Origin of the sequence: Paraburkholderia sp., from assembly GCF_028283785.1 — a bacterium.
GTDB lineage: Bacteria > Pseudomonadota > Gammaproteobacteria > Burkholderiales > Burkholderiaceae > Paraburkholderia.
This window is the reverse complement of the sequence record NZ_JAPWKB010000019.1, coordinates 199,612-226,125: the sequence shown is the minus strand read 5'-3', so window position 1 is coordinate 226,125 and position 26,514 is coordinate 199,612. Positions and strand designations below refer to the sequence as shown.

Genomic DNA, 26,514 nt, shown 5'->3' with positions numbered 1-26,514 from the left:
GCCGGATGAAATACATCACCGCGTCCCGCGCGGGCTACGTTTCCTGTCACGCTTGCGGACGGGTCGAGCCGCGTATCCGCTCCGTGACCACCCAGCATTGCGGGCGTTGCGGCGCCGTGCTGCACCGGCGCAATCCCGACAGCCTCACGCGCACATGGGCGCTGCTGATCGCGGCCGCGCTGCTCTACATTCCCGCCAATCTGTTGCCGGTGATGCACACCGCGTCGCTGATCGGTTCGGAAGACGACACGATCATGAGCGGCGTCGTCTATTTCTGGACCTCCGGCGACTGGCCGCTCGCGGTGATCGTGTTCATCGCCAGTATTCTGGTGCCGATGCTCAAGCTCAGCGTGCTCGGGCTGCTGACCATCACCGCGCAGCGCCGCTCGCGCTGGCGGCCGTTACAGCGCACCAAGCTGTACCGGATCGTCGAGAAGATCGGCCGCTGGTCGATGCTCGACGTATTCGTCGTCACGCTGACGGTGGCGCTGGTGCGCTTCAACTCGCTCGCGGTGATCACCGCCGGACCCGGCGCGATCGCGTTCGGCTCGGTCGTGATCCTGACGATGCTCGCGTCGATGCAGTTCGATCCGCGCCTGATCTGGGACAACGTCCGCACCAGCTTCGACGAACCCGAAGAAGCGCACGCCGAATCGACCGGCAACGAAGCCGAAGCCCATCCCGAAGCCGCCGACGCTGACGCGACGGACGCCGCGCAGACAGCGCACGCGCCCGACGCGCCCGACGCACCCCCGCATTCTCACGACAACAGCGCGACCGGCGACGCCGCCCGGAACGCGCGACGCAGCACCCCAAACTCTCAGGATCCCGACCATGACTAGCCCGCAAGGACCGACGCCCGCCAACGCGCCGCGCAACGATTCGAACGGACCCACGTTGCCCCCAAATCTGCCCGATCCGGAGATCGAACCGCGCAGCCGCTGGCTGCCGTCGCTGGTCTGGGTGATACCGCTGGTGGCCGCGCTGATCGGCATCGCGCTCGTGATCAAGTCGGTGTCGGAGAAAGGTCCGACCATCACGATTTCGTTTTCGAGCGCCGAAGGGCTGGAGCCGGGCAAGACCAAGGTCAAGTACAAGGACGTCGATATCGGTTCGGTGAAAACCATCCGTCTGTCGAAGAATCTCGCGCGCGTGCTGGTCGAAGTGCAACTGACCAAGGAAGCCGAAAACTTCGCGGTCAAGGACACGCGTTTCTGGGTCGTGCGTCCGCGCGTCGGCGCGAGCGGCGTGTCGGGCTTGAGCACGCTGCTGTCCGGCGCGTACATCGGCGTCGATGCCGGACGCTCGCCCGACGAGCTGAAAGACTTCGTCGGACTGGAGACGCCTCCACCCATCACCACTGACCAGAAGGGCCATCAGTACACGTTGCACGGCGATTCGCTGGGCTCGATCGATATCGGCTCGCCGGTGTTCTATCGACGCGTGCAGGTCGGTCAGGTGGTCGGTTTCTCGCTGGACAAGGACGGCACCGGCGTGACGATGCAAGTCTTCGTGTCCGCGCCGTTCGACCAGTACGTCGGCTCGAACACGCGCTGGTGGCACGCCAGCGGCGTCGATCTGCGTCTCGATTCGAGCGGCTTCAAGCTGAACACGCAATCGCTCGCGACGGTCCTCGTCGGCGGTTTGTCGTTCCAGTCGCCGCCGGGTCAGGCAATGGGTCCGCAAGCCGCGAACAACATGACCTTCCGTCTCGGCTCCGACGAATCCGACGCGATGCGCGAACCGGACGGCGAACCGCTGCGCGTCGTGATGAACTTCAACCAGTCTCTGCGCGGCCTGTCGGTCGGCGCGCCGGTCGATTTCCGCGGCATCGTGCTTGGTCAGGTGACGAACATCGGCATCGACTACGATCCGAAAACCCGCAGCTTCACGATGCCGGTGACGATGAACGTGTATCCGGACCGACTCGGCAAACGCTTCCGCGACACCGCGCCGGAGCCGGGCAGTTTCGCCGGACAGCAACTGCTGCAACAACTCGTCAAGCATGGTCTGCGCGGCCAGTTGCGTACCGGCAACCTGATCACGAGCCAGTTGTACGTGGCGCTGGATATCTTCCCGAAGGCGGCGCCGGTCACCGTCGACGTGAAGCGTGAACCGCTCGAACTGCCGACCATTCCGAACACGCTCGACGAACTGCAACTGCAAGTCGCCGACATCGCGAAGAAGCTCGACAAGGTGCCGTTCGACGAGATCGGCAACAACCTGAACAGTGCGCTCGGCAACGCCGACAAGCTGTTCAAGCGCCTCGACACGGAAGTCGTACCGGAAGCGCGCGACACGCTCGCCGCCGCGAAGCAGACCTTCGGCTCGGCGCAGGCCACACTGCAACAGGATTCGCCGCTGCAATCGGACGTCCATCAGGCGCTTCAGGAACTGACGCGCACGCTGCAATCGCTGAATGCGCTGTCGGACTATCTGGAACGTCACCCCGAATCGCTGTTGCGCGGTAAATCAGGAGATAAATAATGACCATTGCCCGCCCGACCGCCAAACGGACCGTCCCGCCGACGCTGGCCCGCACGGGCTTGCGCGCGAGCGCATGCGCCGCCGTGCTGGCGCTGGCCGCATGCGCGTCGCCGCCCAGCAACTTCTACACGCTGAGCGGCAGCGACGCCGCGACGGGCGCGACCGCGGCCGTCCCGACAGCAGCCGCCGCGTCGAACACGGCGAATCCGTCGCTGCTGATCGAAGTCGCGCCGGTCGATGTGCCGCCGCAGGACGCGAAGAATCAGATGGTCGTGCAGACCGGCCCGACCCAGGTGAAAGTGCTCGAAGACGAACGCTGGGCGTCGCTGCCCGGCGACGAAATCCGTCGCGCGCTGTCGGCCAGCCTGACGCAGCAACTCAATACCATCGACGTCTACGGTACCGCCTACACGCCGGGCAAAGCGGCGTATCGCGTCAGCATGAACGTGCAGCGCTTCGAATCGTGGCCCGGCTCGCACGCGTTGATCGACGCGGTGTGGAGCGTGCGTTCGCTGCGCAGTCAGGCCGTGATGACGTGCCGCAGCGTGGTCCAGGAGCCGGTATCGAGCGGTTACGCGGCGCTGGCGGGCGGTCATCGTCTGGCCGTGCAGGAAATCTCCACGCAGATCGCCGGTGCCGTGCGCGCATTCGATTCGATACCGCAAGCCGCGATGTCCACGACCACGGGCAAGAGCGCGTCCGGCAGCGCGTCCAGCCCGTCGCCGGCTACGCCGCCGTGTCCGATGACCGGCGCGAGCGCCGCACCGAGCGCTTCGGCGATCGGCATCGGCGGACGGTCGAACGGTTGAGCCCGTGCGGCGCGACTCCGGTCGCGCCGCCTGAACACCGCGCTGCACGCCGCACGCGTTCGTCACATTCTCCGTCGCCCGACGCCGCCCACGCGCGGTGTCGCGTGCGCACTTTCAGCCATTTCCGATGCGCGGACGCGATACGATCCTCCGCGGGATTGCGCATCGTTGCGCATGGCAACGCTTCTTCCATTTTTCCGCCCGACACGCAGACCGATCCCGCTCCACCGGTTCGGCCCGCTTGTCTGACGGCGTTTCAGGTCGCCTTTCATGTTTCACTCCATCACCACGTTCATCAGAAAATGGCGCGCGTCGCGTAACAGCGGTCAGCAACTCGACGCGCTACTCGCCACCGCGGATCGTCACGCGCCCTATCCGGAGCGCAGCGAATGGCTGATCGAACTCGCGCACTGGCTGCAGCGCGGCGGCACCGTGCAGGGCGAGCCGCTCGACGCCGCATCGTCCGGGCAACCGGAGCAACCGGTTCGTCCGCTCGCCGCGCATACGCGGCTGCGTTATCTGCTGAACGTGCTCGACCGCAATCCCGCGTGGCGCGCGAACGTGGCCGGCATCCTGCGCGGCCTGCTGCGCGACAGCGACTCGATCTCGTTGCTGTGCGACGCGGGCATGCCGGTGCACTCGGGCTTTTTCGGCGCGTTGTTCGAACGGCTCGAAGCGTCGCTGGTTTCGCCCGCGCCGAACCGGCGCGATCTGGCGGCAATCTGCACGCTGATGTTTCCGGCCGGTTGCGACGCCGGATGGATCGCGTCGCTGCCCGTCGATCTGCTGACGCGGGTGCGGGCGCTGTTCGACTACGCGGTGCACGACGATCCGGGCGCGAATCATCGATCGCAACCGGCAAATCCGCACGACAGCGCGTTCTCGTTCGATCTGCTGGCCGCGCTGCACAACCTGACCTGCCAGATCAGTTCGACCGGTCTGTCGCAAACCGTTCGCAGCCGTCTCGACGACGCCGACGCGCACGTCGCGATGACGCGTCAGCCGTTCTACCGGCTGACGCGCGCGATGCTCGCCGTCGAAGTCGCGCACCAGGCGCTCGACAGCGGCGGCGATCCGGTCGCGTTGCTGCGCGAGGTCAACTATCTGCGGGTGCTGCTCGACGAATGCCGCAACGCGACGCACACCGTGTTCGCGCATCTGGACCGCAACGGCGTCAGCGTCGATATCGTGTTTCAGGTCGAGCGGATGCGGATGCGCATCGAGCGCGCCGAACGGCTGCTCGACGCGTGGCTCGCGTCGTCCGACCCGCACGCCGATCCGCACGCAGCCGCGCGGCTCGCGGCGGAACTGTTGACGGCCAATCAGGCGAGCCAGAGCGTCGCGCATTTGCTGCGCAGCAATTTCTCGCTGCTCGCGCGCAAGGTGGTCGAATACAGCGCGGACACCGGCGAGCACTACATCACGCGCAATCGCGCCGACTATCTGAAGATGCTGCGGCTCGCGGCGGGCGGCGGCCTCGTCACGGTCGTCACCGTGTGCGTGAAGTTCGCGATCACCGGCCAGCACTTCCAGGCGATGTTCGAAGGCGTGCTGGCCGGGATCAACTACGCGGCCAGCTTTCTGCTGATGCACTTTCTGCACTTCACGCTCGCCACCAAGCAACCCGCAATGACCGCGCCAACGCTCGCGCGCGAACTCGACGAAACCGGCAGCGCGGACGGCGTCGAGCGTTTCGTGACGTCGGTGGTGGCGCTGATCCGTACGCAGGCGGCCGCCGTGCTCGGAAACGTGCTGGTGGTGTTGCCGGTGTGTCTCGCGGTGCAGGTGCTGTGGCGTCTGACGTTTCACTCGGACCTGATCACGCCCGCGAAGGCGCACGCCACGCTGCATTCGTTCTCGCTGCTCGGCCCGACACCGTTCTACGCGGCGCTGACCGGCGTGTTGCTGTGGTCGTCCAGTTTGCTGGCCGGTTGGGCGGACAACTGGTTCATGCTGCATCGCGTCGGCGATGCGCTCGCGTACAACCGCCGTTTGCGGCTGACGCTCGGCGCGGCGGGCGCGGCGCGGTTCGCGCGTTTTTGCCGCTCCAACGTGGCGGGCGTAGTGGGCAATGTGACGCTCGGAATGATGCTCGGCCTCGTGCCGGCGATCGTCACGGCGTTCGCGTTCAGCTTCGAGGTGCGTCACGTGACGCTGAGCGCGGGGTCGATCGGCGTGGTGCTCGGCGTGCTCGGCAGTGGCGCGCTGCGGCTGCCGGAACTGTGGTGGGCGGTGGCGGGCGTCGGCAGCATGGCCGTGCTCAACGTGGCCGTGAGTTTCGCGCTGGCGTTCCAGATGGCGCTGCGTTCGCGCGATGTCCGCTCGGCCGGCGCGCGCGCGTTGCGACGGGCGATCTGGCAACGCGTGTTCCAGCGTCCGCGCGATCTGGTGTGGCCGATGCGCGAGCGTCAGCCGACGCACCCCGACCGCGTACAATAGCGCCTTATTCAACGCCTCCTGGCAAGCTCAATGTCATTCGATTTTTTCCTCCCCTGCCCACGCGGCCTCGAAGCCGCCCTCGCGGCTGAACTCGCCGACATCGCCACGCGCCATCTGAACGGCGCGGCGTTCACCGCTGGCGCGCAGGTGCCGGGCGGCGTGCATTTCCGTGGCGGCTGGGCGGCCGGCATGGCCGCCAACCTGCATTCGCGTATTGCGAGCCGCGTGATGCTGAAGATCGCGCACCGTCCGTATCGCAGCGAACAGGATATTTACGCGCTCGCGCTCGAACAGCGCTGGGAACAATGGTTCTCCGCCAACGAGACGCTGCGCGTGGACGTCACCGCGATCAAGTCGCCGCTGCGCAGCCTCGAATTCACCACGCTGCGGGTGAAGGACGCCATTTGCGACCGTCTGCGCGACGTCAGCGGCGCGCGTCCGAACATCGACACCGCGACGCCGGATGTGCGCGTGTTCGCGTTCCTGACCGCGACAGATTGCACGCTTTACCTGGACACGTCGGGCGAGCCGCTGTTCAAGCGCGGCTGGCGTCTGGACAAGGGCGCGGCGCCGCTGCGCGAAAATCTCGCGGCGGGCATCCTGCGTCTGACCGGCTGGGCGCCGGGCACGCCGCTGTACGACCCGATGTGCGGCAGCGGCACGTTCCTCGCGGAAGCCGCGCAAGTGGCGCTGAACATCGCGCCGGGCGCCGACCGTCAATTCGGTTTCGAGAAGTTCAAACAGTTCGAAACGAAGGTGTGGCAATCGCTGAAAGGCGCGGCGCAGGAGGCCAAGCGTTCGGCCCGCAGCGCGCGCGACGACTTCCAGATCTACGGCAGCGATATTTCCGGCGACATGCTGATCAAGGCGCGCGCGAATTTCGAACGCGCGGGTTTGCCGGCAATCGCGTTCAAGCAGCTCGACGCGCGTGGCATGACGCCGCCGTCGAAGGAACCGGGCATTCTGGTCGCGAACCCGCCGTATGGCGAGCGGATCGAAGTGCGCGGCCGCAACGCGCGCGGCGAATTGCGCGAACCGCGCGAACCGGCCGGCGGCCGCGAATCGCGTGGCCGTGAAGAAGAACGTTTCCATCGGGTTCAGGAAGACGCGCCGGATCCGGAGTTCTTCAATGCGATGGGCGATGCGCTGAAGCAACGCTTTACCGGCTGGCACGCGTTCATCCTCACGTCCGACCGGAAGTTGCCGGGCCAGATGCGTCTGCGTGAATCGACGAAGACGCCGCTGTTCAACGGCGCGCTCGAATGCCGTCTGTTCCGCTTCGATCTGATCGCGGGCAGCGTGCGGCAACGTCCGGCGGCGGATAAGCCGGCGGAGTAAGCGTCGGCAACACGCAGCAAAAATGCAAACGGCAGCGGACTCAACATCCGCTGCCGTTTTTCTTTGCTGGAGCGTGTCGGCTAATCGACCGCCTTCACCATATCTTCGATCACTTTCTTCGCGTCGCCGAACACCATCATGGTTTTGTCCATGTAGAACAGGTCGTTGTCGAGACCGGCGTAGCCCGCCGCCATCGAACGCTTGTTGACGATCACCGTGCGCGCCTTGTACGCCTCGATGATCGGCATGCCCGCGATCGGCGATTTCGGGTCGTTCTTCGCGGCCGGATTCACCACGTCGTTCGCGCCCAGCACCAGCACGACGTCCGCCTGACCGAACTCGCCGTTGATGTCGTCCATCTCGAACACCATGTCGTACGGGACTTCGGCTTCGGCCAGCAACACGTTCATGTGACCGGGCATCCGGCCCGCGACCGGGTGGATCGCATATTTCACCTCGATGCCCTTCTCGACCAGCTTGTCCGTCAATTCCTTCAGCGCATGCTGCGCGCGTGCGACCGCGAGACCGTAGCCCGGCACGATCACGACCGTTTCCGCGTTGCCGAGCATGAACGACGCATCGTCCGCCGAGCCGGATTTCACCGGACGCTGCTCGGTCGCGCCGCCCGTCGCCGTCCCCGCTTCGTTGCCGAAGCCGCCCAGGATCACGTTGAAGAACGACCGGTTCATCGCGCGGCACATGATGTAAGACAGGATCGCGCCGGACGAGCCGACCAGCGAACCCGCGATGATCAGCATCGGATTGTTCAGCGAGAAGCCGATACCCGCCGCCGCCCAGCCCGAGTACGAATTGAGCATCGACACGACCACCGGCATATCCGCGCCGCCGATCGGGATGATGATCAGCACGCCCAGCACGAACGCGATGATCGTCATCACGATAAACGGCAGCCACGCCTGCGTGAGAAAGAAGATCACGCCGAAGCCGAGCATGGCGATCGCGAGCAGCAGGTTGATCAGGTGCTGGCCGGGATAGACCACCGGCGCGCCCTGAAACAGCCGGAACTTGTACTTGCCCGACAGTTTGCCGAACGCGATCACCGAGCCCGAGAACGTGATTGCGCCGACGAACGTGCCGATAAACAGTTCGATCCGGTTGCCGTACGGCAGAAAGCCTGGAAGCGGATTATCCGGATCGATCAGGCCGAACGCCGACGGTTCCGACACGACCGCATACGCGATGCAGACCGCCGCGAGACCGATCAGCGAGTGCATCGCCGCGACCAGTTCGGGCATTTTGGTCATCTCGACGCGCGCCGCGACGAACGCCCCGACCGCGCCGCCGACGATCAGCGCCGCGAACAGCAGGCCGAGTCCGAGCGACAGGTTCGAGCCGAGCGCGGTGGCCTGTCTGGCGATCAGCGCGATGGTCGTGAGGATGGCGATCGCCATGCCGGCCATACCGAAGGTATTGCCGATGCGCGCCGTTTTGGGATTGGACAGCCCTTTGAGCGCCTGGATAAAACACACCGACGCGACGAGATACAGCAGTGTGACGACGTTCAGACTCATCGTGCGTTCTCCTTGCTGGCGGCGATCAGTTTCTTCGGTTCTTTTTTCCTGAACATTTCCAGCATTCGACGGGTGACGAGGAAGCCGCCGAACACGTTGACCGCAGCGAGCGCGACCGCGAGCGTGCCGAAAAATTTGCCGGTACCGCCGAGCGTGAGACCCGCCGCGAGCATGGCGCCGACGATCACGATCGCGGAGATGGCGTTGGTGACAGCCATCAGTGGCGTGTGGAGCGCGGGCGTCACGTTCCAGACCACGTGATAGCCAACGTAGATTGCGAGGACGAAGATGATCAGGTTGATCACCGTGTGATTGATGATTTCCATCGCCAGTCTCCTGTGTCGGCCGGAGTTGGGGCTTTAGCCCCTTACTCCGGCCCCATGCAATTTATTGCCGTCGACGGGAGTTAGGGCTTTAGCCCTTACTCCCGTCCCATGCAATTTATTGCGGTCGGCCGGAGTTGGGGCTTTAGCCCCTTACTCCGGCCCCATGCAATTTATTGCGGGCGACGGGAGTTGGCGCTTTAGCGCCCGACTCCCGTCCCATGCAATTTATTTGCGGTCAGCCGGAGTTAGGGCTTTAGCGCCTTACTCCCGCCCGATACATCAACGTTCCGTTCAACCCTTACGCGTCACAACGCCATCACGGGCCAACAGCGTGGCGGCGACGATATCGTCGGCGAGATCGATGTTCAGCGCGCCCTCTTTCGTGACGATCAGCTTCATGAAATCGAGCAGATTGCGCGCGTACAGCGACGACGCATCCGACGCGACCATCGACGCGAGGTTCGTGTAGCCGACCAGTTGCACGCCGTGCCTGATCACCACCTTGTCGGGTTCGGTGAGCGGACAGTTGCCGCCGCGCAGACCCGAGCCGGGTTCCGTTTCCGGGCCGCGCCCGGCGGCGAGATCGACCAGCACGGAGCCGGGTTTCATCGCCATGACGGTTTCGGTGGAGATCAGCGTCGGCGCGGGGCGGCCGGGAATCAGCGCGGTCGAGATGACGATATCGGCCTGCTTCGCGCGCTCGTGGACCAGCGCGGACTGGCGTTGCAGCCAGCCGGGCGGCATCGGCCGCGCGTAGCCGCCGACGCCTTGTGCGGCGTCGCGTTCTTCGTCGGTTTCGTACGGGACATCGAGAAACTTGCCGCCGAGCGATTCGATCTGCTCTTTCACGGCGGGTCGGACGTCGGACGCTTCGATCACCGCGCCGAGGCGTTTGGCCGTCGCGATTGCCTGCAAGCCGGCGACGCCCGCGCCGAGAATCAGCACGCGCGCGGCTTTGACCGTTCCCGCCGCCGTCATCAGCATCGGCATGAAGCGCGGATAGAGCGTGGCGGCGATCAGCACCGCCTTATATCCGGCGATATTCGCCTGCGACGACAGCACGTCGAGGCTTTGCGCGCGCGTGGTACGCGGCGCGGCTTCGAGCGCGAAGGCGGTGACGCGCGCCGCGGCGAGTTTCGCGGCGTTATCGAGGTTAAACGGATCGAGCATGCCGACCACCGTGGCACCCGGTTTGAGCAGAGCCAGTTCGGGATCGGTCGGAGATTGGACCTTGAGGACGATTTCAGCACCGAACGCCGTACCGACATCGACGATTTCGGCACCGGCCGCGGCAAAGGCGTCGTCGGGAAAGCTGGCGCCGGTTCCGGCACCACTCTGTAGGGAGACCCGATGACCTTGGGCGACGTATTTCCTGACCGTCTCGGGCGTCGCGGCAACGCGGGTTTCGTGCGCGCGTGTCTCTGCTGGCACTCCGATATGCATCGTTGAATCCTCCACGGTTCGGGGCCGGCGCGGACGCCGGCGTGGTGTTGCAACGGCTACGGTTTTGATTCTTTGTGCTTTTTTCTGGATTCGGCGAGACGGTTTCTGGTTTTACTTTTGTTTCCGGCTTGCTGGCACTTTAACTTAAACGGTCGGGGAAATGGGGGTAGGGTTGATGCGCGGTGGTTTGGTTTTTTTTGGTTTGTTTAAGGTTTGGCTTTTGGGTTGGTTTGGTTGTCCCGTATTCACGTCGGTCTGCCTGGATCGTCCCTGTGCGGGACCGCACCTACTTTTCTTTGCTCGCGCAAAGAAAAGTAGGCAAAAGAAAGCGCGTTTACCTCGCGCTTCGTAGCGAGTGGCGTCTAGTATTTTTCGGGTAGTGGTCCGCGCACGATTTGAGTTGCCGCACCGCTTAACTCGGTGACAAGGCAGTCATTCGTTCCGGCTGTTCGCTCCGCGACAGCCGACGGGCACAGCCCCGTCTTTCACTCCCAACGCCATTCGCGCGCCCCACTCCGTCCGTCACAAAACCCACTTTCCTGGCAGGCTCCAGGCGCCAGGCTGGTCTCGCGCGCAAATTCCTGGCAACCCGGAACGTCGAAACCATTAAAGGCGAATCAATGCCCTGGCGCATTCCGGACCTTGAGTCGGGCGCTGGAACGGACGTGAACGCGGGCGAATGGTGTGGCGAAAACCGGGCTTTGGTCCGGGCGCCGGAACCGTCGAAAGGGTGTGCAAGTGACGTGGTGAAAATGGGCTAATGCCGCGGGGGCAAACGGGGCTTTGAGCTAGGCGCCAGAACCGTCGAAGAAGCAGGGAATGCCGGAGCGCAAACGGGATTTTGAAGTGGGCTACCGCCGCGAAGCGGGCGGGATGTGCGGGCGCGGACCACCGCGCCAGGCGGCGCGGCAACTCCAAACGTGCGCGGTCCACTACCCGTTCTGGAAGGACGCCACTCGCTACGAAGTGTCGGTGTAAACGCGCTTTCTTTTGCCTACTTTTCTTTGCGCGAGCAAAGAAAAGTAGGTGCGGTCCCGCACAGGGACGATCCAGGCAGACCAGCGTGAAACCGGGACACGCACAAAACCAGAACCAAAACCGCAATCAAAAAACCCCACTAAACCCTGGAAAAGCCAGAAAAAACCGCCCCCCTGCACCCTCCCCCCGAACCCGGTAAAATCCCCACCCATGGAAAACTGGTCAGCCCACGTCACAGTCGCGTCGATCATCGAGCGCAATGGTCGCTTCCTGCTGGTCGAGGAGCACACCCCGGCGGGCTTGCGCCTGAACCAGCCGGCCGGCCACCTCGAACCGGGCGAAACCCTCGAACAGGCCGCGATCCGCGAAACCCGCGAGGAAACCGGCTTCGACTTCGTTCCGCAAGCGCTGACAGGCGTCTATATGACCCATTTCCCCCATCCGGAAGGGCAAAAAGACGCCGGGCCCGGCACGACCTATCTGCGGTTCACGTACATCGGCAGCGCCGCCGAACCGCAAGAAACGCGAGCGCTCGATCCCGATATCGTCCGCACCGTCTGGATGAGCGCCGACGAACTCCGCGCATGCACCGAACGGCATCGAACGCCGCTCGTCATGCGCTGTATCGACGATTGCCTCGCCGGCCAGCAATTTCCGCTCGACTTCGTGCATACGCATTCGGTCGGGCCAGTCCGATCAAGCCAGTCAGGCACGTAGCAAGCACGCAGTGAGCAACCAATGAGCAAGCAGAAAGTCGTAGTAGGCATGTCGGGCGGCGTCGATTCGTCGGTCACCGCGTGGCTGCTCAAGGAACAAGGCTACGACGTCGTCGGCCTGTTCATGAAAAACTGGGAAGACGACGACGACGGCGAGTACTGCTCGACCCGTCAGGACTGGATCGACGTCGTGTCGGTCGCGGACCTGATCGGTATCGACGTCGAAGCCGTCAACTTCGCCGCCGAATACAAAGACCGCGTATTCGCCGAATTCCTGCGCGAATATTCGGCCGGCCGCACGCCGAATCCCGATGTGCTGTGCAACGCCGAAATCAAGTTCAAGGCGTTTCTCGATCACGCCATGTCGCTCGGCGCGGCAACCATCGCGACGGGCCACTACGCGCGCGTCCGCGAAAACAACGGCCGCCACGAACTGCTGAAAGCGTTCGATCACACCAAAGACCAGTCGTACTTCCTGCATCGCCTGAACCAGGCGCAACTGTCGAAGACGCTGTTCCCGCTCGGCGAGATTCCGAAGACGAAAGTGCGCGAAATCGCCGAACAGATCGGGCTGCCGAACGCGAAAAAGAAAGATTCGACCGGCATCTGCTTTATCGGCGAACGACCGTTCCGCGACTTCCTCAACCGCTATCTGCCCACCCAGCCCGGCCCGATGCGCACCACCGACGGCAAGCGCGTCGGCGAACACATCGGTCTCGCGTTCTACACCTTCGGCCAGCGCAAAGGCATCGGACTCGGCGGCAGCAAGGACGGCAGCGGCGAACCGTGGTTCGTCGCGGGCAAGGACATCCCGTCGAACACGCTGTACGTCGCCCAGGGCCACGAGCACCCGTGGCTGCTGAGCCACACGCTGACAGCCGGCAATACCAGCTGGGTGGCGGGCGAAGCCCCCGCCGAAGGCCTCGTCTGCGGCGCGAAAACCCGCTACCGCCAGGCCGACGCGAACTGCGCGTTCAGCGCCGCGAACCAGCCCGCCGGCCTGTTCGAACTGCGTTTCGACGACGCGCAGTGGGCTGTCACACCAGGGCAATCGGCCGTGCTCTACGATGGCGACGTTTGCCTCGGCGGCGGCATCATCGAATCCGCGGCAACCGGCCAGCCCGTCGCGCGCAAACCGCAAACCGCCGCGCTCCTGAGCGCGCGCTAACGCGGTTTTAGCGTCCCGGCGCATCGCGCGCGGCCCGACCGGCCGCGCGCGATGCGTGGTCAGCAACACGCACACCTTCAGTCTTTCGTTTCACCTCACGCGGACCCGTTCTGCGCCGAAACCTGGCCATTCAGGGCGACCCCGCTGTGAGCATACTCATAGAAAAATGGAGTCCCCATGCTGTCCAGACGTTATCTCGCCATGTGGTGCGCGTTCGTGTTGCTCGCGATCTGCGTGGCGCTCGCCGTTACCCACCACCTAGCCTGGTATTGCGCAATCGTCCCCGCGCTGCTGGTCGCGCTCGGCCTCGCCGATCTCACGCAACAACGTCACGCGATCCTCCGCAACTATCCGTTGTGGGGCCATTTCCGCTTTATGTTCGAGTTCATCCGGCCGGAAATCCGCCAGTATTTCGTCGAAAACGATACGGACGAAAAGCCGTTCTCGCGCGCGCAACGCAGCATCGTCTATCAACGTGCGAAAAACGACGTGGATAGCCGTCCGTACGGCACCGAACTCGACGTCAAGGCGGTCGCGCACGAATGGATCAGCCACTCGCTCGCGCCAACCCGGCTCGACAGCGCCGACTTCCGGATCGTCGTCGGACCGGATCGCGCGCAACCCTATTCGATGTCGATCTTCAACGTATCGGCGATGAGCTTCGGGTCGTTGTCGGCCAACGCGATCATGGCGCTGAACCTCGGCGCGAAAAAAGGCAACTTCGCGCACGACACCGGCGAAGGCTCGATGTCGAAATATCACCGCGAACACGGCGGCGACATCATCTGGGAAATCGCGTCGGGCTACTTCGGATGCCGCAACGACGACGGCACGTTCAACCCGGAAAAATTCGCGAAGCAGGCCAAAGAGCCGCAAGTGAAGATGATCGAAATCAAGCTGTCGCAAGGCGCGAAACCGGGCCACGGCGGTGTGTTGCCGGCCGCGAAAATCACGCCGGAAATCGCGGAAACGCGCGGCGTGCCGATGGGTCGCGACTGCATTTCGCCCGCCACGCATTCCGAGTTTTCCACGCCGCGCGAACTGCTCGAATTCGTCGAGCGGCTGCGCAACCTGTCGGGCGGCAAGCCGACCGGTTTCAAGCTGTGCATCGGTCATCCGTGGGAATTTTTCGGTATCGCGAAGGCGATGCTGGAGACCGGCATCCTGCCGGACTTTATCGTCGTCGACGGTGCGGAAGGCGGCACGGGCGCTGCGCCGCTCGAATTCACCGACCACGTCGGCGTGCCGTTGCAGGAAGGCTTGCTGCTGGTTCACAACACGCTGGTCGGAATCGGCTTGCGGCAAAAAATCCGCATCGGCGCGAGCGGCAAGATGATCACGGCATTCGATATCACGAAGACGCTCGCGATCGGCGCGGACTGGGTCAACGCGGCGCGCGGCTTCATGTTCGCGGTGGGCTGCATTCAGGCGCAGACGTGTCACACCGGCCGTTGTCCGACCGGCGTCGCGACGCAAGACCCGGTCCGCCAACGTGCGCTGGTGGTGCCGGACAAAGCGGATCGCGTGTTCAATTTCCATCACAACACCTTGCACGCGTTGCAGGAAATCATTCAGGCCGCCGGGCTCAAACATCCCGCTGAACTGCGCGCCCATCACATCGTGCGACGCGTGTCGTCGCATGAAGTGCAATTGATGTCGGAGCTGCTGAAGTATCTCGAACCGAACGATCTGCTGAACGGCAAGCTGCGCTATTCGCTGTACGAAAAGTACTGGCCGGTCGCGCGGACCGATTCGTTTGCGCCGGCCGTCGAACTGATTGCGACCTGACGCATATCGATGTATCGATAGCGGCCCGCTGAGCATCTGCGTCGCGGCGCGCATGGCGCGCGCCGCGAGCGGATCGTACCGGACCGATCAGATCAGCACGGTATCGATAAACGACTGACGCTGCGCGAGCTTCTGATCGTGCTTGTCGAGGTTCGGGAACTGCTCGCGCCAGTCGAGTTCCGGCATCCGGAAATCGAGGTAGCCGAGCGCGCAACCCACAGCGATATCCGCCAGCGAAAAGCGGTTGCCCGCGCACCAGGTTTTGGCGGCAAGCCCGTGCGACATCGCGACCAGACCGTCTTCGATCTTATGCCGCTGACGTGCGATCCACGCGTCGCTGCGCTGCTCCGGCGTGCGCTGCGTGCCTTCCAGACGGATCAGCACGGCGGCGTCCATCATCCCGTCGGCGAGCGCTTCCCAGCAGCGCACTTCGACACGTTCGCGGCCTGACGGCGGAATCAGTTTTCCGACCGGCGACAAGGTATCCACGTACTCGCAGATCACGCGGGAATCGAATACTGCTTCGCCGTCGTCCATGACCAGACACGGCACTTTGCCGAGCGGGTTGAACGTATGGATGGCCGTATCCGGACTCCAGACGTTTTCCAGCTCCAGCTTGCAGTCGATCTTTTTCTCGGAGAGCACGATTCGCGCCTTGCGGACGAACGGGCTGGAGAGCGAACCGATGAGTTTCATTCCATCTGCCTCTTCTTGAATTGGCCGGAAGTATACGTGCTAAGCGCGCCGGTTCGATGCGAATGCCGAATCTTCGCCGGACGAACGGCTCGCGGCGCGGTCCATGTGCAACATTGCGGCCGCCCGCGCGCGGCGTCCATAGACCGAACAGCTAACGTCGAGGCGAGCGCGTGCAGCGCGGCGAAACAAACGTTTATTGAGCGCTACAATCGCACGATGAACTCGCACCTCGACATCAAGACCGAACCGGTCGCCGCCCTTGACGTGTACCGCCAGCGCCGTGAGCGCGTGCTCGCCGCGCTCCGGGCGGCCGGCGGCGGCGTTGCGATCGTCCCCACCGCGCCCGAAGTGCTGCGCAACCGCGATGCCGACTACCCCTATCGGCACGACAGCTACTTCTACTACCTGACCGGCTTTACCGAACCCGAAGCGACGCTCGTGCTCGACGCGAGCGCCGCGTCCGGCGAGCCCGCATCGGTGCTGTTCTGCCGCGCGAAAAACGTCGAGCGCGAAACGTGGGAAGGCTTCCGCTTCGGGCCGGACGCGGCGCGCGATGCATTCGGCGTAGACGCAGCGTTCACGGTCGATGAAATCGACACGCAGTTGCCGCGCATACTGGCCGGCAAACCCGCGCTGCATTACGCGCTCGGCAGTTCGCCCGCGCTCGACGAAAACGTCCGCCGCTGGCTCGACAGCGTGCGCGCGCTGGGCCGCAGCGGCGTGGTCGCGCCGTCGGCTGCGCACGACCTGCTGCCGCTGCTCGACGACATGCGGCTGATCAAGGACGCGCACGAACTCGACATCATGCGTCGTGCGGGCAAAATTTCGGCGCAGGCGCATCGCCGCGCGATGTCCGCGTGTCATCCGGGCGTGCACGAATACGAACTGGAAGCCGAGCTTCTCTACACGTTCCGCAAACACGGCGCGCAAGCGCCGGCTTACGGGTCGATCGTCGCGGCGGGCGCGAATGCGTGCGTGCTGCACTACCCGGCCGGGAACGCCGTCGCCGCCGAAGGCGACCTGATCCTGATCGACGCCGCGTGCGAACTCGACGGTTACGCGTCCGACATCACGCGCACCTTTCCCGCCAGCGGACGTTTCACGCCGCCGCAGCGCGAGCTGTACGACATCGTGCTGGCCGCGCAGCAAGCCGCGATCGACGCAACCCGCGCCGGCGCCACGTTCGATGCGCCGCATCAGGCCGCGTTGCGCGTGCTGTCGCAAGGCTTGCTCGACACCGGCATTCTCGACGCGCAGAAGTTCGCGAGCGTCGACGACGTGATATCGCAGCGCGCGTATTCGCCGTTCTACATGCATCGCACCGGGCACTGGCTCGGCATGGACGTGCACGATTGCGGCGACTACCGCGACCGCGGTCCGGATGCGCAACCCGACGAACAGGGCGCGCTGCCGTGGCGCACGCTGAAACCCGGCATGACGCTGACCATCGAGCCGGGCTTGTATATCCGTCCGGCGCCAGGCGTGCCGGAGCAATACTGGAACATCGGCATCCGGATCGAAGACGACGCCATCGTCACCGAAACCGGCTGCGAGCTGATCACACGCGACGTGCCGGTCGAAGCAGACGCCATCGAAGCGTTGATGCAACACGCGCAGCACGCGTGATGCACGGTCACGTCCGCGCAAGGGAAACACACTGATATGAACGAAGCTTTGTCATCGGACGCGCACACGGCGCACACCGGCGCACCGTTCGATTTCGACGTGACGATCGTCGGCGCGGGGCCGGTCGGGCTCGCGCTGGCCGGCTGGCTCGCGCGACGCAGCGCGACCCGGCCGATGTCGGTTGCGCTGATCGACGCACGCGATCCCGAAGCCGCCGCGTCCGATCCCCGAGCCATCGCCGTGTCGCAAGGCAGCCGGATGATTCTGGAGCCGCTGTGCTGGCCCGCCGACGCCACCACGATCCAGCGCATTCACGTGTCGCAACGCGGTCATTTCGGACGCACGGTGATCGACCATCGCGAACACGGCCTGCCGGCGCTCGGCTACGTGCTGCGCTACGGCGCGATCGTCCACGCGCTCGCCGACGCGGTCCGTCCTACTCCCGTCCACTGGTTTCGCGGCACGTCGGCGCAAACGCCGGTGCAGGACGCCGACGGCGTCACGCTGTCCATCGAAACCGCGCATGTCACGCGTACGCTGCGCACGCGCATTCTGGTCAATGCCGAGGGCGGCCTGTTCCATCAGCAGAAAACCGGTGACGGCGGCTCGCGCGATTACGGACAAACCGCGCTGGTCGGCACGGTCAGCGTGTCGGCGCCGCAACCGCACGTCGCGTGGGAGCGTTTTACCCGCGAAGGTCCGATTGCGTTGCTGCCCATCGGCGGCGTGCGCGGCGGCGACTACGCGCTGGTCTGGTGCTGCACGCCGGACGAAGCGCAACGACGCACGGCGCTGTCCGACGAAGCGTTCCTGCACGAACTGGGCGCTGCGTTCGGCGACCGCATGGGCAGCTTCACGCAGATCAAGGGGCGCGCATCGTTTCCGCTCGGACTGAATGCGGTGGATGCGCTCGTCAAAGGCCGCGTCGCGGCAATCGGCAATGCGGCGCAGACCTTGCATCCGGTTGCCGGACAAGGGCTGAATCTCGGTTTGCGCGACGCGCACGCACTCGCCGACGCGCTTGCGCAATTCGGCGCGCGTCCGCTGGCGCTGGCCGCGTTCGCACAGCGTCGCGCGCTGGATCGTCGTCTGACGATTGGCGCAACCGACACGCTGGCGCGGCTTTTTACGGTCGATTTCCCGCCGCTCGCCGCTCTGCGCGGCCTCGCGCTGACCGCGCTCGAATTCGTCCCACCGGTGAAAACCGCGCTCGCGCGGCAGATGATGTTCGGGCAGCGTCGCTGACGCCGACGCGCCGGCCACAGGCCCAGCGCGAGTGTCGTCGCGGGCGCTTGCCGGGCGGCTCGTCACACCGCAACAACAAATTTGTTCAAAGTTTTAGCAGCGCTGATCCGGCCCAAAACAGGTACGGGATATTCGTTAACGCTAAAATAGCGGTTTCCCTTGCACCATTTTCGCCATTCCGGACGTCACGGCTTCGTCACGTCCGGCTCGGCTACCTGTCCGCCATGCCCACAATCGGCTCCCACAATTTGCGCAACAACCTGTTCGTCGCCCCGATGGCAGGCGTGACCGACCGGCCGTTCCGCCAGCTGTGCAAACGGCTTGGCGCGGGTTACGCCGTGTCGGAAATGGTCGCGTCGAACGCGCAGTTGTGGAAAAGCGAAAAGACCATGCGTCGCGCGAACCACACGGGCGAAGTCGAGCCGATTTCCGTGCAGATCGCAGGCGCAGATCCGGCCATGATGGCCGAAGCGGCGCGCTACAACGTCGCGAACGGCGCGCAGATCATCGACATCAATATGGGTTGTCCGGCCAAGAAAGTGTGCAACGTCGCGGCGGGTTCCGCGCTGTTGCAGAACGAGCCGCTGGTGCAACGCATCGTCGAGGCGGTGGTGAATGCGGTCGGCGTCGGTCCCGACGCCGTGCCGGTCACGCTGAAGATCCGCACCGGCTGGGACCGCGACAACAGGAATGCGCTGATGATCGCGCATATCGCCGAAAGCGCCGGCATTTCAATGCTGACGGTACACGGCCGCACCCGCGCCGACCTCTATCACGGCGATGCGGAGTACGACACGATTGCCGCAGTCAAGGCCGCCGCGCGCATTCCGGTGGTGGCCAATGGCGACATAACGTCGCCGCAAAAAGCGCGCGACGTGCTGGCCGCGACCGGCGCGGACGCCATCATGATCGGCCGTGCGGCGCAGGGGCGCCCGTGGCTGTTTCGTGAGATCGAGTATTTCCTGCAAACGGGCGAATTGATGCAGTCTCCGCGCATCGATGAAATCCAGCAGGTGATGAACGAGCATCTAGAGGATCACTACGCTTTTTACGGTGAATTTACCGGTGTGCGCACTGCACGCAAGCACATCGGCTGGTACACTCGCGGCCTTTCTGGCGCCAATACGTTCCGGCATCGCATGAACACGCTGGACACCACGCGCGAACAATTACTCGCCGTCAACGAATTTTTCGACGCTCAAAAGGCACTGTCCGACCGTCTCGTCTATGTCGACGACACGCAAGGTCCGAACGGCGAGCCAGACCATACCGACCGACTGGCAGCATGAGTAAAAATAATATTGAACAATCTGTCCGCGACAGCCTGGGGATGTATTTTCAGGATCTCGACGGCTCTAATCCGCACGACGTCTACGACATGGTTATCTCGTGCGTAGAAAAACCGATGCTCGAAGTGGTGCTCGAGCAGGCCGGCGGCAATCAGTCGCTGGCAGCCGAGTATCTCGGCATCAACCGCAACACGTTGCGCAAGAAGTTGCAGCAGCACGGCTTGCTGTAGTTTCCGGCGCCCGCCTTCGTCTCTCATCGGCTTTTCAGTCTTCATCATGATCAAGCAAGCGCTCATCTCCGTTTCCGACAAGTCCGGCATCGTCGATTTCGCCAAATCGCTGTCCGGTCTCGGCGTCAAGATCCTGTCCACGGGCGGCACCGCGAAACTGCTCGCAGACGCGGGCCTCGCCGTCACCGAAGTGGCGGATTACACGGGTTTCCCGGAAATGCTCGACGGGCGCGTGAAAACGCTGCATCCGAAAGTTCACGGCGGCATCCTCGCGCGCCGCGACCTGCCGGAACACATGGCTGCGCTTGAACAGCACGACATCCCGACGATCGATCTGCTGGTGGTGAACCTGTATCCGTTCGTGCAGACGGTGTCGAAAGAAGAGTGCTCGCTGGAAGACGCGATCGAAAACATCGATATCGGCGGTCCGACCATGCTGCGTTCCGCCGCGAAGAATCATCGCGACGTCACCGTGGTGGTCGACCCGGCCGACTACGCGGTCGTTCTCGACGAAATGCGTGCGAACGGCAACGCGGTCGGCTATCCGACCAACTTCCGCCTCGCCACCAAGGTGTTCGCGCACACCGCGCAGTACGACGGCGCGATCACGAACTACCTGACCAGCCTGACCGACGAACTGAAGCACTCGTCGCGCAACACGTATCCGGCCACGTTCAACCTCGCGTTCAACAAGGTGCAGGATCTGCGTTACGGCGAAAACCCGCATCAGAGCGCGGCGTTCTATCGCGATCTGACGGTGCAGTCCGGCGCATTGGCTAACTACAGCCAGTTGCAAGGTAAGGAACTGTCGTACAACAACATCGCGGATTCCGACGCAGCGTGGGAATGCGTGAAGACGTTCGACGTGCCGGCCTGCGTGATCGTCAAGCACGCGAACCCGTGCGGCGTGGCGCTCGGCGCTGACGCGCACGAAGCGTATTCGAAGGCGTTGCAGACCGATCCGACCTCGGCGTTCGGCGGCATCATCGCGTTCAACCGCGAAGTGGACGAAGCAGCAGCGCAAGCGGTGGCCAAGCAGTTCGTCGAAGTGCTGATCGCGCCGTCGTTCAGCGCGGCGGCTCGCCAGGTGTTCGCGGCCAAGCAGAACGTGCGTCTGCTCGAAATCGCGCTCGGCGACGGTCACAACGCATTCGACCTGAAGCGCGTCGGCGGTGGTTTGCTGGTGCAATCGCTGGATTCGAGGAACGTGCAACCGCACGAACTGCGCGTCGTCACCAAGCGTCACCCGACGCCGAAGGAAATGGACGATCTGCTGTTCGCATGGCGCGTCGCGAAGTACGTGAAGTCGAACGCCATCGTGTTCTGCGGCAACGGCATGACGCTCGGCGTCGGTGCGGGCCAGATGAGCCGCGTGGATTCGGCGCGCATCGCGAGCATCAAGGCGCAAAACGCCGGTTTGACGCTGAATGGATCGGCGGTCGCGTCGGATGCGTTCTTCCCGTTCCGCGACGGTCTCGACGTGGTGGTGGCTGCGGGCGCAACCTGCGTGATCCAGCCGGGCGGTTCGATGCGCGACGACGAAGTGGTCGGCGCGGCTGACGAGCACAACATCGCGATGGTGATGACGGGCGTGCGCCACTTCCGTCACTGATCGCACGCGACGGACGCGGCAGATGCACTGCCGCTCCGCCGCTCCGTATTGCAACGGCCCGACCGGTTCACCCGTCGGGCCGTTTTGTTTGATGCGCGGTGTCGCGATTCCGGATGCGTTGTGGCGTCACGAAGTCCGCGATGTTTCCGCGGCGACTGCCGCTCAGTTGCGTTGGCCGTCGGGTGGGCCATTCAGTCTTCCGGCGCCTTGCTCGCGTAGTTGTCGTGCACATCACGATGACTGCTGATGTAAGTCGCGAGTCCGCGTCCCTGCGCCGCAAGCCGCTTTAACGCCGCCAGATGCCGCGCCCCGACGCTCGCCGACGTGTACGTGTAAACGGTGCCCGCGCGAAACCGTACGTCGATGTAATCGTCACCGGTTTCGTACGCATCGACGCCCGACTGACCGTCGAGATTCAGATAGCGCTTCATCCGCGCCCCAGGTTTTCTCGCGCAAGCGACCAGGCCCCGTCCGCCGCACGCCGGGTTCGTTGTAGTATCGCAAGCACTTCGTTCGTATCGCATCTCATGAGAATTCTCGGCATCGACCCCGGCTTGCGCGTCACCGGCTTCGGCGTGATCGAGCAACACGGTCAAAAGCTCAGCTACGTCGCCAGCGGCGTCATCAAGACCGCCGACGGCGACTTGCCGTCGCGCCTCGGCACTATTTTCGAAGGCATTTCGACGCTGATCCGCCAGCACGCGCCCGATCAATCCGCGATCGAAAAAGTGTTCGTCAACGTCAACCCGCAATCGACGCTCCTGCTCGGCCAGGCGCGCGGCGCGGCGATCTGCGGACTGGTGGCGGGCGGCGTGCCGGTTGCCGAATACACCGCGCTGCAACTGAAGCAGGCGGTGGTCGGCTACGGCCGCGCCACCAAAGAGCAGATGCAGCAGATGGTTGTGCGGCTGCTCGCGCTGTCCGGCGTGCCCGGCACCGACGCCGCCGACGCACTCGGCATGGCGATCTGCCATGCACACGGCGGAAGCACGCTCAGTACGCTCGGCGGCATCGCGCCCGCGCTCGCCAAAAAAGGCTTGCGCGTGCGACGCGGAAGGCTGGTCGGCTGACGCTCGCGCCCGTACACTCAAGCTCGCCTTTTCTCTCACTTTCTGACTACTCGAACTCCCCATGATCGGTCGCATTGCCGGCGTCTTGCTGGAAAAAAACCCGCCGCATATTCTGGTCGACTGCAACGGCGTCGGTTATGAAGTCGACGTGCCGATGAGCACGTTCTACAACCTGCCGTCCGCCGGCGAGCGTGTCGTGCTGCTGACGCAGCTGATCGTCCGCGAAGACGCGCATCTGCTGTTCGGCTTCGGCACCGCGCAGGAACGTGCGACCTTCCGCGAACTGCTGAAGATCACCGGAATCGGGGCGCGCATGGCGCTCGGCGTGCTGTCCGGCATGAGCGTCGCCGAACTCGCGCAAACCGTCACGATGCAGGACGCCGCGCGCCTCACGCGCGTGCCCGGCATCGGCAAGAAAACCGCCGAACGCCTGCTGCTCGAACTGAAAGGCAAGCTCGGCGCAGATCTCGGCGCGATGGCGAATGCGGCTTCGGCGTCGGATCATGCGTCCGACATCCTGAATGCGTTGCTGGCATTGGGTTACTCCGAAAAAGAAGCGCTTGCGGCCGTCAAGAACGTGCCGGCCGGAACCGGTGTATCCGAAGGCATCAAGCTGGCATTGAAGGCGCTGTCCAAAGCGTGATTTCGCGTTGCCGCGGCCCACGCGGCACCGCAACGCGTGAAGCATCGCACGACGCATCGGGCGGCGCACCCTGGCCATTCGGCCAGCTTTCGCGGCGAACGTCGCGCGGTACAATGCACGCATGATCGAAACCGACAAACTAGCCGCCGAACGCATCATCGCCGCCACGCCTGTGTCGTCGAACGAGGAAGCTTTCGAGCGCGCGTTGCGCCCGCGCCAGCTCGACGAATACGTCGGCCAGGAAAAAGTGCGCGGCCAGCTCGAAATCTTTATCGAGGCGGCTAAACGCCGTTCCGAATCGCTCGATCACGTGCTGCTGTTCGGGCCGCCGGGTCTCGGCAAAACCACGCTCGCGCACATCATCGCGCGGGAAATGGGCGTGAATCTGCGGCAGACGTCGGGGCCGGTGCTGGAGCGCGCCGGCGACCTCGCCGCGCTGCTGACCAATCTCGAAGCGAACGACGTGCTGTTTATCGACGAAATCCACCGTCTGTCGCCGGTCGTCGAAGAAATCCTGTACCCCGCGCTCGAGGATTACCAGATCGACATCATGATCGGCGAAGGGCCGGCGGCACGCAGCGTCAAGCTCGACTTGCAGCCGTTCACGCTGGTCGGCGCCACCACGCGCGCGGGCATGTTGACCAACCCGTTGCGCGACCGTTTCGGGATCGTCGCGCGGCTGGAGTTTTACAACTCGGAAGAACTGGCGCGCATCGTCACGCGCTCGGCGTCGCTGCTGAATGCGCAGATTCATCCTGACGGCGCGTTCGAAATCGCCAAGCGCGCGCGCGGCACACCGCGTATCGCCAACCGTCTGCTGCGTCGCGTGCGCGATTTCGCCGAGGTCAAGGCGGACGGCAATATTACCGCCACCGTCGCCGACGCGGCGCTGCGCATGCTCGACGTCGATCCGGTCGGCTTCGACCTCATGGACCGCAAGCTGCTCGAAGCGATCCTGTACAAGTTCGACGGCGGCCCGGTCGGCGTCGACAATCTGGCGGCTGCAATCGGCGAAGAACGCGACACGATCGAAGACGTGCTCGAACCGTATCTGATCCAGCAAGGCTTCCTTCAACGCACGCCGCGCGGCCGCGTCGCGACGATGCTGACGTATCGTCACTTCGGTCTGTCGGCGCCGGAAGCGACCAGCCCGGTTCGCGGTGCGTGGGATTCGGGCACGGGAACGGGCAACGGCTCGGGTCCCGGTTCGGGCTCCGGCAAGGCTGGCTGAGTCCGCCGGCTCACAACGGATGTCGGACCAGGCCAGCCAATCCCGCGCACGCGCCAGTTTTGCGCAACAACTCGCACAGCGCGTGCGAACAAAACTGGCGCAAGGCGTAACGAATCTGACAAGCGGCAGCGGTCCGACACTCGACTATTCGTCACCGCCGGGCGATCCCGGTCTTTTCGGTCCCGACGCCGTCTGCTGGAAAGTCCACGCCGACTTCACATCGATGATGGCGGGCGGCATCAGCGCTTTGCTGCTGCAAGCGCTTCACCCGCTGGCGCTCGCCGGCGTCTGGGATCACTCCACGTTTCGAATCGACATCCTCGGCCGTCTACGACGGACCGCGACGTTTATCGCCGGTACGACTTACGGCAACCGGCACGACGCGCTCGCACTGATCGAACGCGTGCGCCTGATCCATCTCGGCGTGACCGGCACCGCGCTCGACGGCACGCCCTATCGCGCGAGCGACCCGTCGTTGCTGACGTGGGTCCATGTCGCGGAGGTGTCGAGCTTCATGGCCGCGTATTTGCGCTACGTGAATCCGGCCTTGCCGGAGGCCGAGCAAGATCGCTACTTCGCCGAAACCGCATCCATCGCAGCGCAGCTGGGCGCTCCGGACGTTCCGCGCACGCGCGCCGCCATCGACGCCTATCTGCTCGCCATGCAGCCTCAATTGCTCGCCAGCGAGCGCACGCGGGAAGTCGTGAAAGTGTTGATGAACGCGCAGCCGCCGAGCGCGCTGATGCGTCCGGCGGGCACGCTGATGCGTCATGCCGGAATCGATTTATTGCCTGACTGGGCTCAGACCATGCTGGGCTTTGCGCGATTTGCCAGGCTGCGGCATGCGCTGGTTCAACCGGGCGTCAAGACGGTCGCTCCGGTGATGCGTTGGGCGCTGGTGAATGGTGTGTCGAAGCGTGCGCGTCGACGGGTTGCGGCGGGGTCGCACGACTAGTCGCCGTGTTCCCGCCATCGTCGCCTCGTCCGCTGTGACGCTTACGACGCTTTCTTCAAGCCGTCGTCGTCGCTTTGACCGTCCAGATGCGTGACGTCGCCCCAGCTTTCGATCGTTGCCTTGCCGTCCGCGAAACGGACCACGTTGAGGCTGGTGTTCAGCAACGGATAGTTGCGCGGCGCGTCGAGCGAACGGCCGGTCGCAAACCGATAGATGCAATCCAGTACGCCGCCATGCGCGACACATGCGATCCGGCCATCGGGATGCGCGGCCACTAACGGTTCGACTGCGTGCAACACGCGGTGATAGAACATCCGCAGCGACTCGCCTTCCGGCGGCGCAAAACCCGGATCACGCGTTTGCCACTCGGCGTACTCGTCCGGAAAACGGGCGGCGATTTCGTCGCTGTCGTGCCCCTGAAACGCGCCATAAGAACGCTCGCGCAAACCTTCACGCAATTGCAGCGACAAACCCAACGCGTCGGCGAACGGCTGCGCGGTTTGCTGCGCGCGTTGCAGGTCGCTCGAATAGACGGCGTCGAGTCGTGCGCCCTGCTTCGCTTCGCGCGCAAAACGCGCGGCCAGTTTTTGCGCCTGTTCGATGCCGCTGGTCGCAAGCGGAATGTCGATATGCCCCTGGATACGCTTGATGCGGTTCCAGTCGGTTTCGCCGTGACGGATAAAGAGGATCTGCGTCGACATGTGGGAGGCGTTGTCAGCCGGTAGAAATAGATCCGCCATTGTCGCAAATATCGCGGCGCGCGATTGCGCCGCCTTGCTGTCGACGCACGCGCGGGGCGTGGTTCACGGCGAGTTCGAGTGGATTGGGTGGATCTGCGCGTCATCGACGCGCTTCATGCGGCGCGCTTCGTTTAGCGCGCTATGACGGCGCTT

At 64.3% G+C, this 26,514-nt stretch carries 22 protein-coding genes and 1 pseudogene; 17 read left to right on the top strand and 6 right to left on the bottom strand.

Features of this window, described 5'->3' with window-relative positions; translation table 11 throughout:
* Nucleotides 1-5: 5 nt before the first annotated feature.
* The 5 genes and pseudogenes from PW947_RS23310 to PW947_RS23290 form a co-directional block, all read left to right on the top strand.
* Nucleotides 6-614: pseudogene (locus PW947_RS23310) on the top strand (paraquat-inducible protein A); the annotation flags it as partial.
* A 220-nt stretch (nt 615-834) separates the two neighbouring features.
* Complete coding sequence (locus PW947_RS23305) at nt 835-2,487, top strand: MlaD family protein (protein WP_299634766.1); 1,653 nt, start codon at nt 835-837, stop codon at nt 2,485-2,487.
* Nucleotides 2,487-3,296, top strand: coding sequence for a PqiC family protein (locus tag PW947_RS23300; protein ID WP_299634765.1), 810 nt, complete (start codon nt 2,487-2,489; stop codon nt 3,294-3,296). The genes PW947_RS23305 and PW947_RS23300 overlap by 1 nt, the downstream gene beginning before the upstream one ends.
* 270 nt (nt 3,297-3,566) lie before the next feature.
* Nucleotides 3,567-5,735, top strand: coding sequence for a site-specific recombinase (locus PW947_RS23295; protein ID WP_299634764.1), 2,169 nt, complete (start codon nt 3,567-3,569; stop codon nt 5,733-5,735).
* Between the two features lie 30 nt (nt 5,736-5,765).
* Entirely contained in the window at nt 5,766-7,073 is a 1,308-nt protein-coding gene (locus PW947_RS23290) for a class I SAM-dependent RNA methyltransferase (RefSeq protein ID WP_299634763.1), read from the top strand.
* 80 nt (nt 7,074-7,153) lie between these two features.
* Here PW947_RS23290 and PW947_RS23285 read toward each other — a convergent pair whose 3' ends face one another.
* From PW947_RS23285 to PW947_RS23275, 3 genes are all read right to left on the bottom strand, one after another.
* Nucleotides 7,154-8,605 (bottom strand): NAD(P)(+) transhydrogenase (Re/Si-specific) subunit beta, encoded by a 1,452-nt coding sequence (locus PW947_RS23285; RefSeq protein ID WP_299634762.1) that lies wholly within the window; start codon nt 8,603-8,605, stop codon nt 7,154-7,156.
* Nucleotides 8,602-8,931: an NAD(P) transhydrogenase subunit alpha gene (locus tag PW947_RS23280; RefSeq protein ID WP_299634761.1), complete on the bottom strand. Its 330-nt coding sequence runs from the start codon at nt 8,929-8,931 to the stop codon at nt 8,602-8,604. Before PW947_RS23280 ends, PW947_RS23285 begins: the two co-directional genes overlap by 4 nt.
* 291 nt (nt 8,932-9,222) lie before the next feature.
* Nucleotides 9,223-10,374 (bottom strand): Re/Si-specific NAD(P)(+) transhydrogenase subunit alpha, encoded by a 1,152-nt coding sequence (locus tag PW947_RS23275; RefSeq protein WP_299634760.1) that lies wholly within the window; start codon nt 10,372-10,374, stop codon nt 9,223-9,225.
* 1,188 nt (nt 10,375-11,562) lie between these two features.
* Between PW947_RS23275 and PW947_RS23270 the strand changes: the two genes are divergently transcribed.
* From PW947_RS23270 to PW947_RS23260, 3 genes are all read left to right on the top strand, one after another.
* Nucleotides 11,563-12,069: an NUDIX hydrolase gene (locus tag PW947_RS23270; protein WP_299634759.1), complete on the top strand. Its 507-nt coding sequence runs from the start codon at nt 11,563-11,565 to the stop codon at nt 12,067-12,069.
* 21 nt (nt 12,070-12,090) lie between these two features.
* Nucleotides 12,091-13,236 (top strand): tRNA 2-thiouridine(34) synthase MnmA, encoded by a 1,146-nt coding sequence (mnmA, locus tag PW947_RS23265; protein ID WP_299634758.1) that lies wholly within the window; start codon nt 12,091-12,093, stop codon nt 13,234-13,236.
* Between the two features lie 177 nt (nt 13,237-13,413).
* Nucleotides 13,414-15,024: an FMN-binding glutamate synthase family protein gene (locus tag PW947_RS23260; RefSeq protein WP_299634757.1), complete on the top strand. Its 1,611-nt coding sequence runs from the start codon at nt 13,414-13,416 to the stop codon at nt 15,022-15,024.
* Nucleotides 15,025-15,111: 87 nt separating this feature from the next.
* Here PW947_RS23260 and PW947_RS23255 read toward each other — a convergent pair whose 3' ends face one another.
* Nucleotides 15,112-15,720: a glutathione S-transferase N-terminal domain-containing protein gene (locus PW947_RS23255; RefSeq protein WP_299634756.1), complete on the bottom strand. Its 609-nt coding sequence runs from the start codon at nt 15,718-15,720 to the stop codon at nt 15,112-15,114.
* A gap of 216 nt (nt 15,721-15,936) precedes the next feature.
* Here PW947_RS23255 and PW947_RS23250 point away from each other — a divergent pair, with 216 nt between their 5' ends.
* The 5 genes from PW947_RS23250 to purH all read left to right on the top strand — a co-directional run bounded on the left by PW947_RS23250 (nt 15,937) and on the right by purH (nt 21,722).
* Nucleotides 15,937-17,346 carry an aminopeptidase P N-terminal domain-containing protein gene (locus tag PW947_RS23250; RefSeq protein ID WP_299634755.1) on the top strand — a complete coding sequence of 470 codons (1,410 nt, stop codon included), beginning with the start codon at nt 15,937-15,939 and terminating at the stop codon, nt 17,344-17,346.
* A gap of 36 nt (nt 17,347-17,382) precedes the next feature.
* Nucleotides 17,383-18,591: a UbiH/UbiF/VisC/COQ6 family ubiquinone biosynthesis hydroxylase gene (locus PW947_RS23245; RefSeq protein WP_299634754.1), complete on the top strand. Its 1,209-nt coding sequence runs from the start codon at nt 17,383-17,385 to the stop codon at nt 18,589-18,591.
* Nucleotides 18,592-18,815: 224 nt separating this feature from the next.
* Nucleotides 18,816-19,880 carry a tRNA dihydrouridine synthase DusB gene (gene dusB / locus PW947_RS23240; protein ID WP_299634753.1) on the top strand — a complete coding sequence of 355 codons (1,065 nt, stop codon included), beginning with the start codon at nt 18,816-18,818 and terminating at the stop codon, nt 19,878-19,880.
* Nucleotides 19,877-20,110 carry a Fis family transcriptional regulator gene (locus PW947_RS23235; protein WP_299634752.1) on the top strand — a complete coding sequence of 78 codons (234 nt, stop codon included), beginning with the start codon at nt 19,877-19,879 and terminating at the stop codon, nt 20,108-20,110. The genes dusB and PW947_RS23235 overlap by 4 nt, the downstream gene beginning before the upstream one ends.
* Before the next feature lie 46 nt (nt 20,111-20,156).
* On the top strand, nt 20,157-21,722 hold the full coding sequence (gene purH / locus PW947_RS23230; RefSeq protein WP_299634751.1) for a bifunctional phosphoribosylaminoimidazolecarboxamide formyltransferase/IMP cyclohydrolase: 1,566 nt from the start codon (nt 20,157-20,159) through the stop codon (nt 21,720-21,722).
* 191 nt (nt 21,723-21,913) lie between these two features.
* On the opposite strand, the gene PW947_RS23225 is transcribed toward purH, so the two are convergent.
* A complete protein-coding gene (locus PW947_RS23225) occupies nt 21,914-22,153 on the bottom strand; it encodes a hypothetical protein (RefSeq protein ID WP_299634750.1) in 240 nt (79 codons plus the stop codon).
* Nucleotides 22,154-22,249: 96 nt separating this feature from the next.
* Here PW947_RS23225 and ruvC point away from each other — a divergent pair, with 96 nt between their 5' ends.
* The 4 genes from ruvC to PW947_RS23205 all read left to right on the top strand — a co-directional run bounded on the left by ruvC (nt 22,250) and on the right by PW947_RS23205 (nt 25,621).
* The gene (gene ruvC / locus PW947_RS23220) at nt 22,250-22,792 is read left to right on the top strand and encodes a crossover junction endodeoxyribonuclease RuvC (protein ID WP_299634749.1); all 543 of its coding nucleotides are present in this window, start codon (nt 22,250-22,252) and stop codon (nt 22,790-22,792) included.
* A 61-nt stretch (nt 22,793-22,853) separates the two neighbouring features.
* Nucleotides 22,854-23,435, top strand: coding sequence for a Holliday junction branch migration protein RuvA (ruvA, locus tag PW947_RS23215; RefSeq protein ID WP_299634748.1), 582 nt, complete (start codon nt 22,854-22,856; stop codon nt 23,433-23,435).
* Between the two features lie 121 nt (nt 23,436-23,556).
* Complete coding sequence (ruvB, locus tag PW947_RS23210; protein WP_299634747.1) at nt 23,557-24,666, top strand: Holliday junction branch migration DNA helicase RuvB; 1,110 nt, start codon at nt 23,557-23,559, stop codon at nt 24,664-24,666.
* 19 nt (nt 24,667-24,685) lie between these two features.
* Nucleotides 24,686-25,621 (top strand): oxygenase MpaB family protein, encoded by a 936-nt coding sequence (locus tag PW947_RS23205; RefSeq protein ID WP_299634746.1) that lies wholly within the window; start codon nt 24,686-24,688, stop codon nt 25,619-25,621.
* A 41-nt stretch (nt 25,622-25,662) separates the two neighbouring features.
* Here PW947_RS23205 and PW947_RS23200 read toward each other — a convergent pair whose 3' ends face one another.
* A complete protein-coding gene (locus tag PW947_RS23200; RefSeq protein ID WP_299634745.1) occupies nt 25,663-26,322 on the bottom strand; it encodes a histidine phosphatase family protein in 660 nt (219 codons plus the stop codon).
* Between the last annotated feature and the right edge of the window lie 192 nt (nt 26,323-26,514).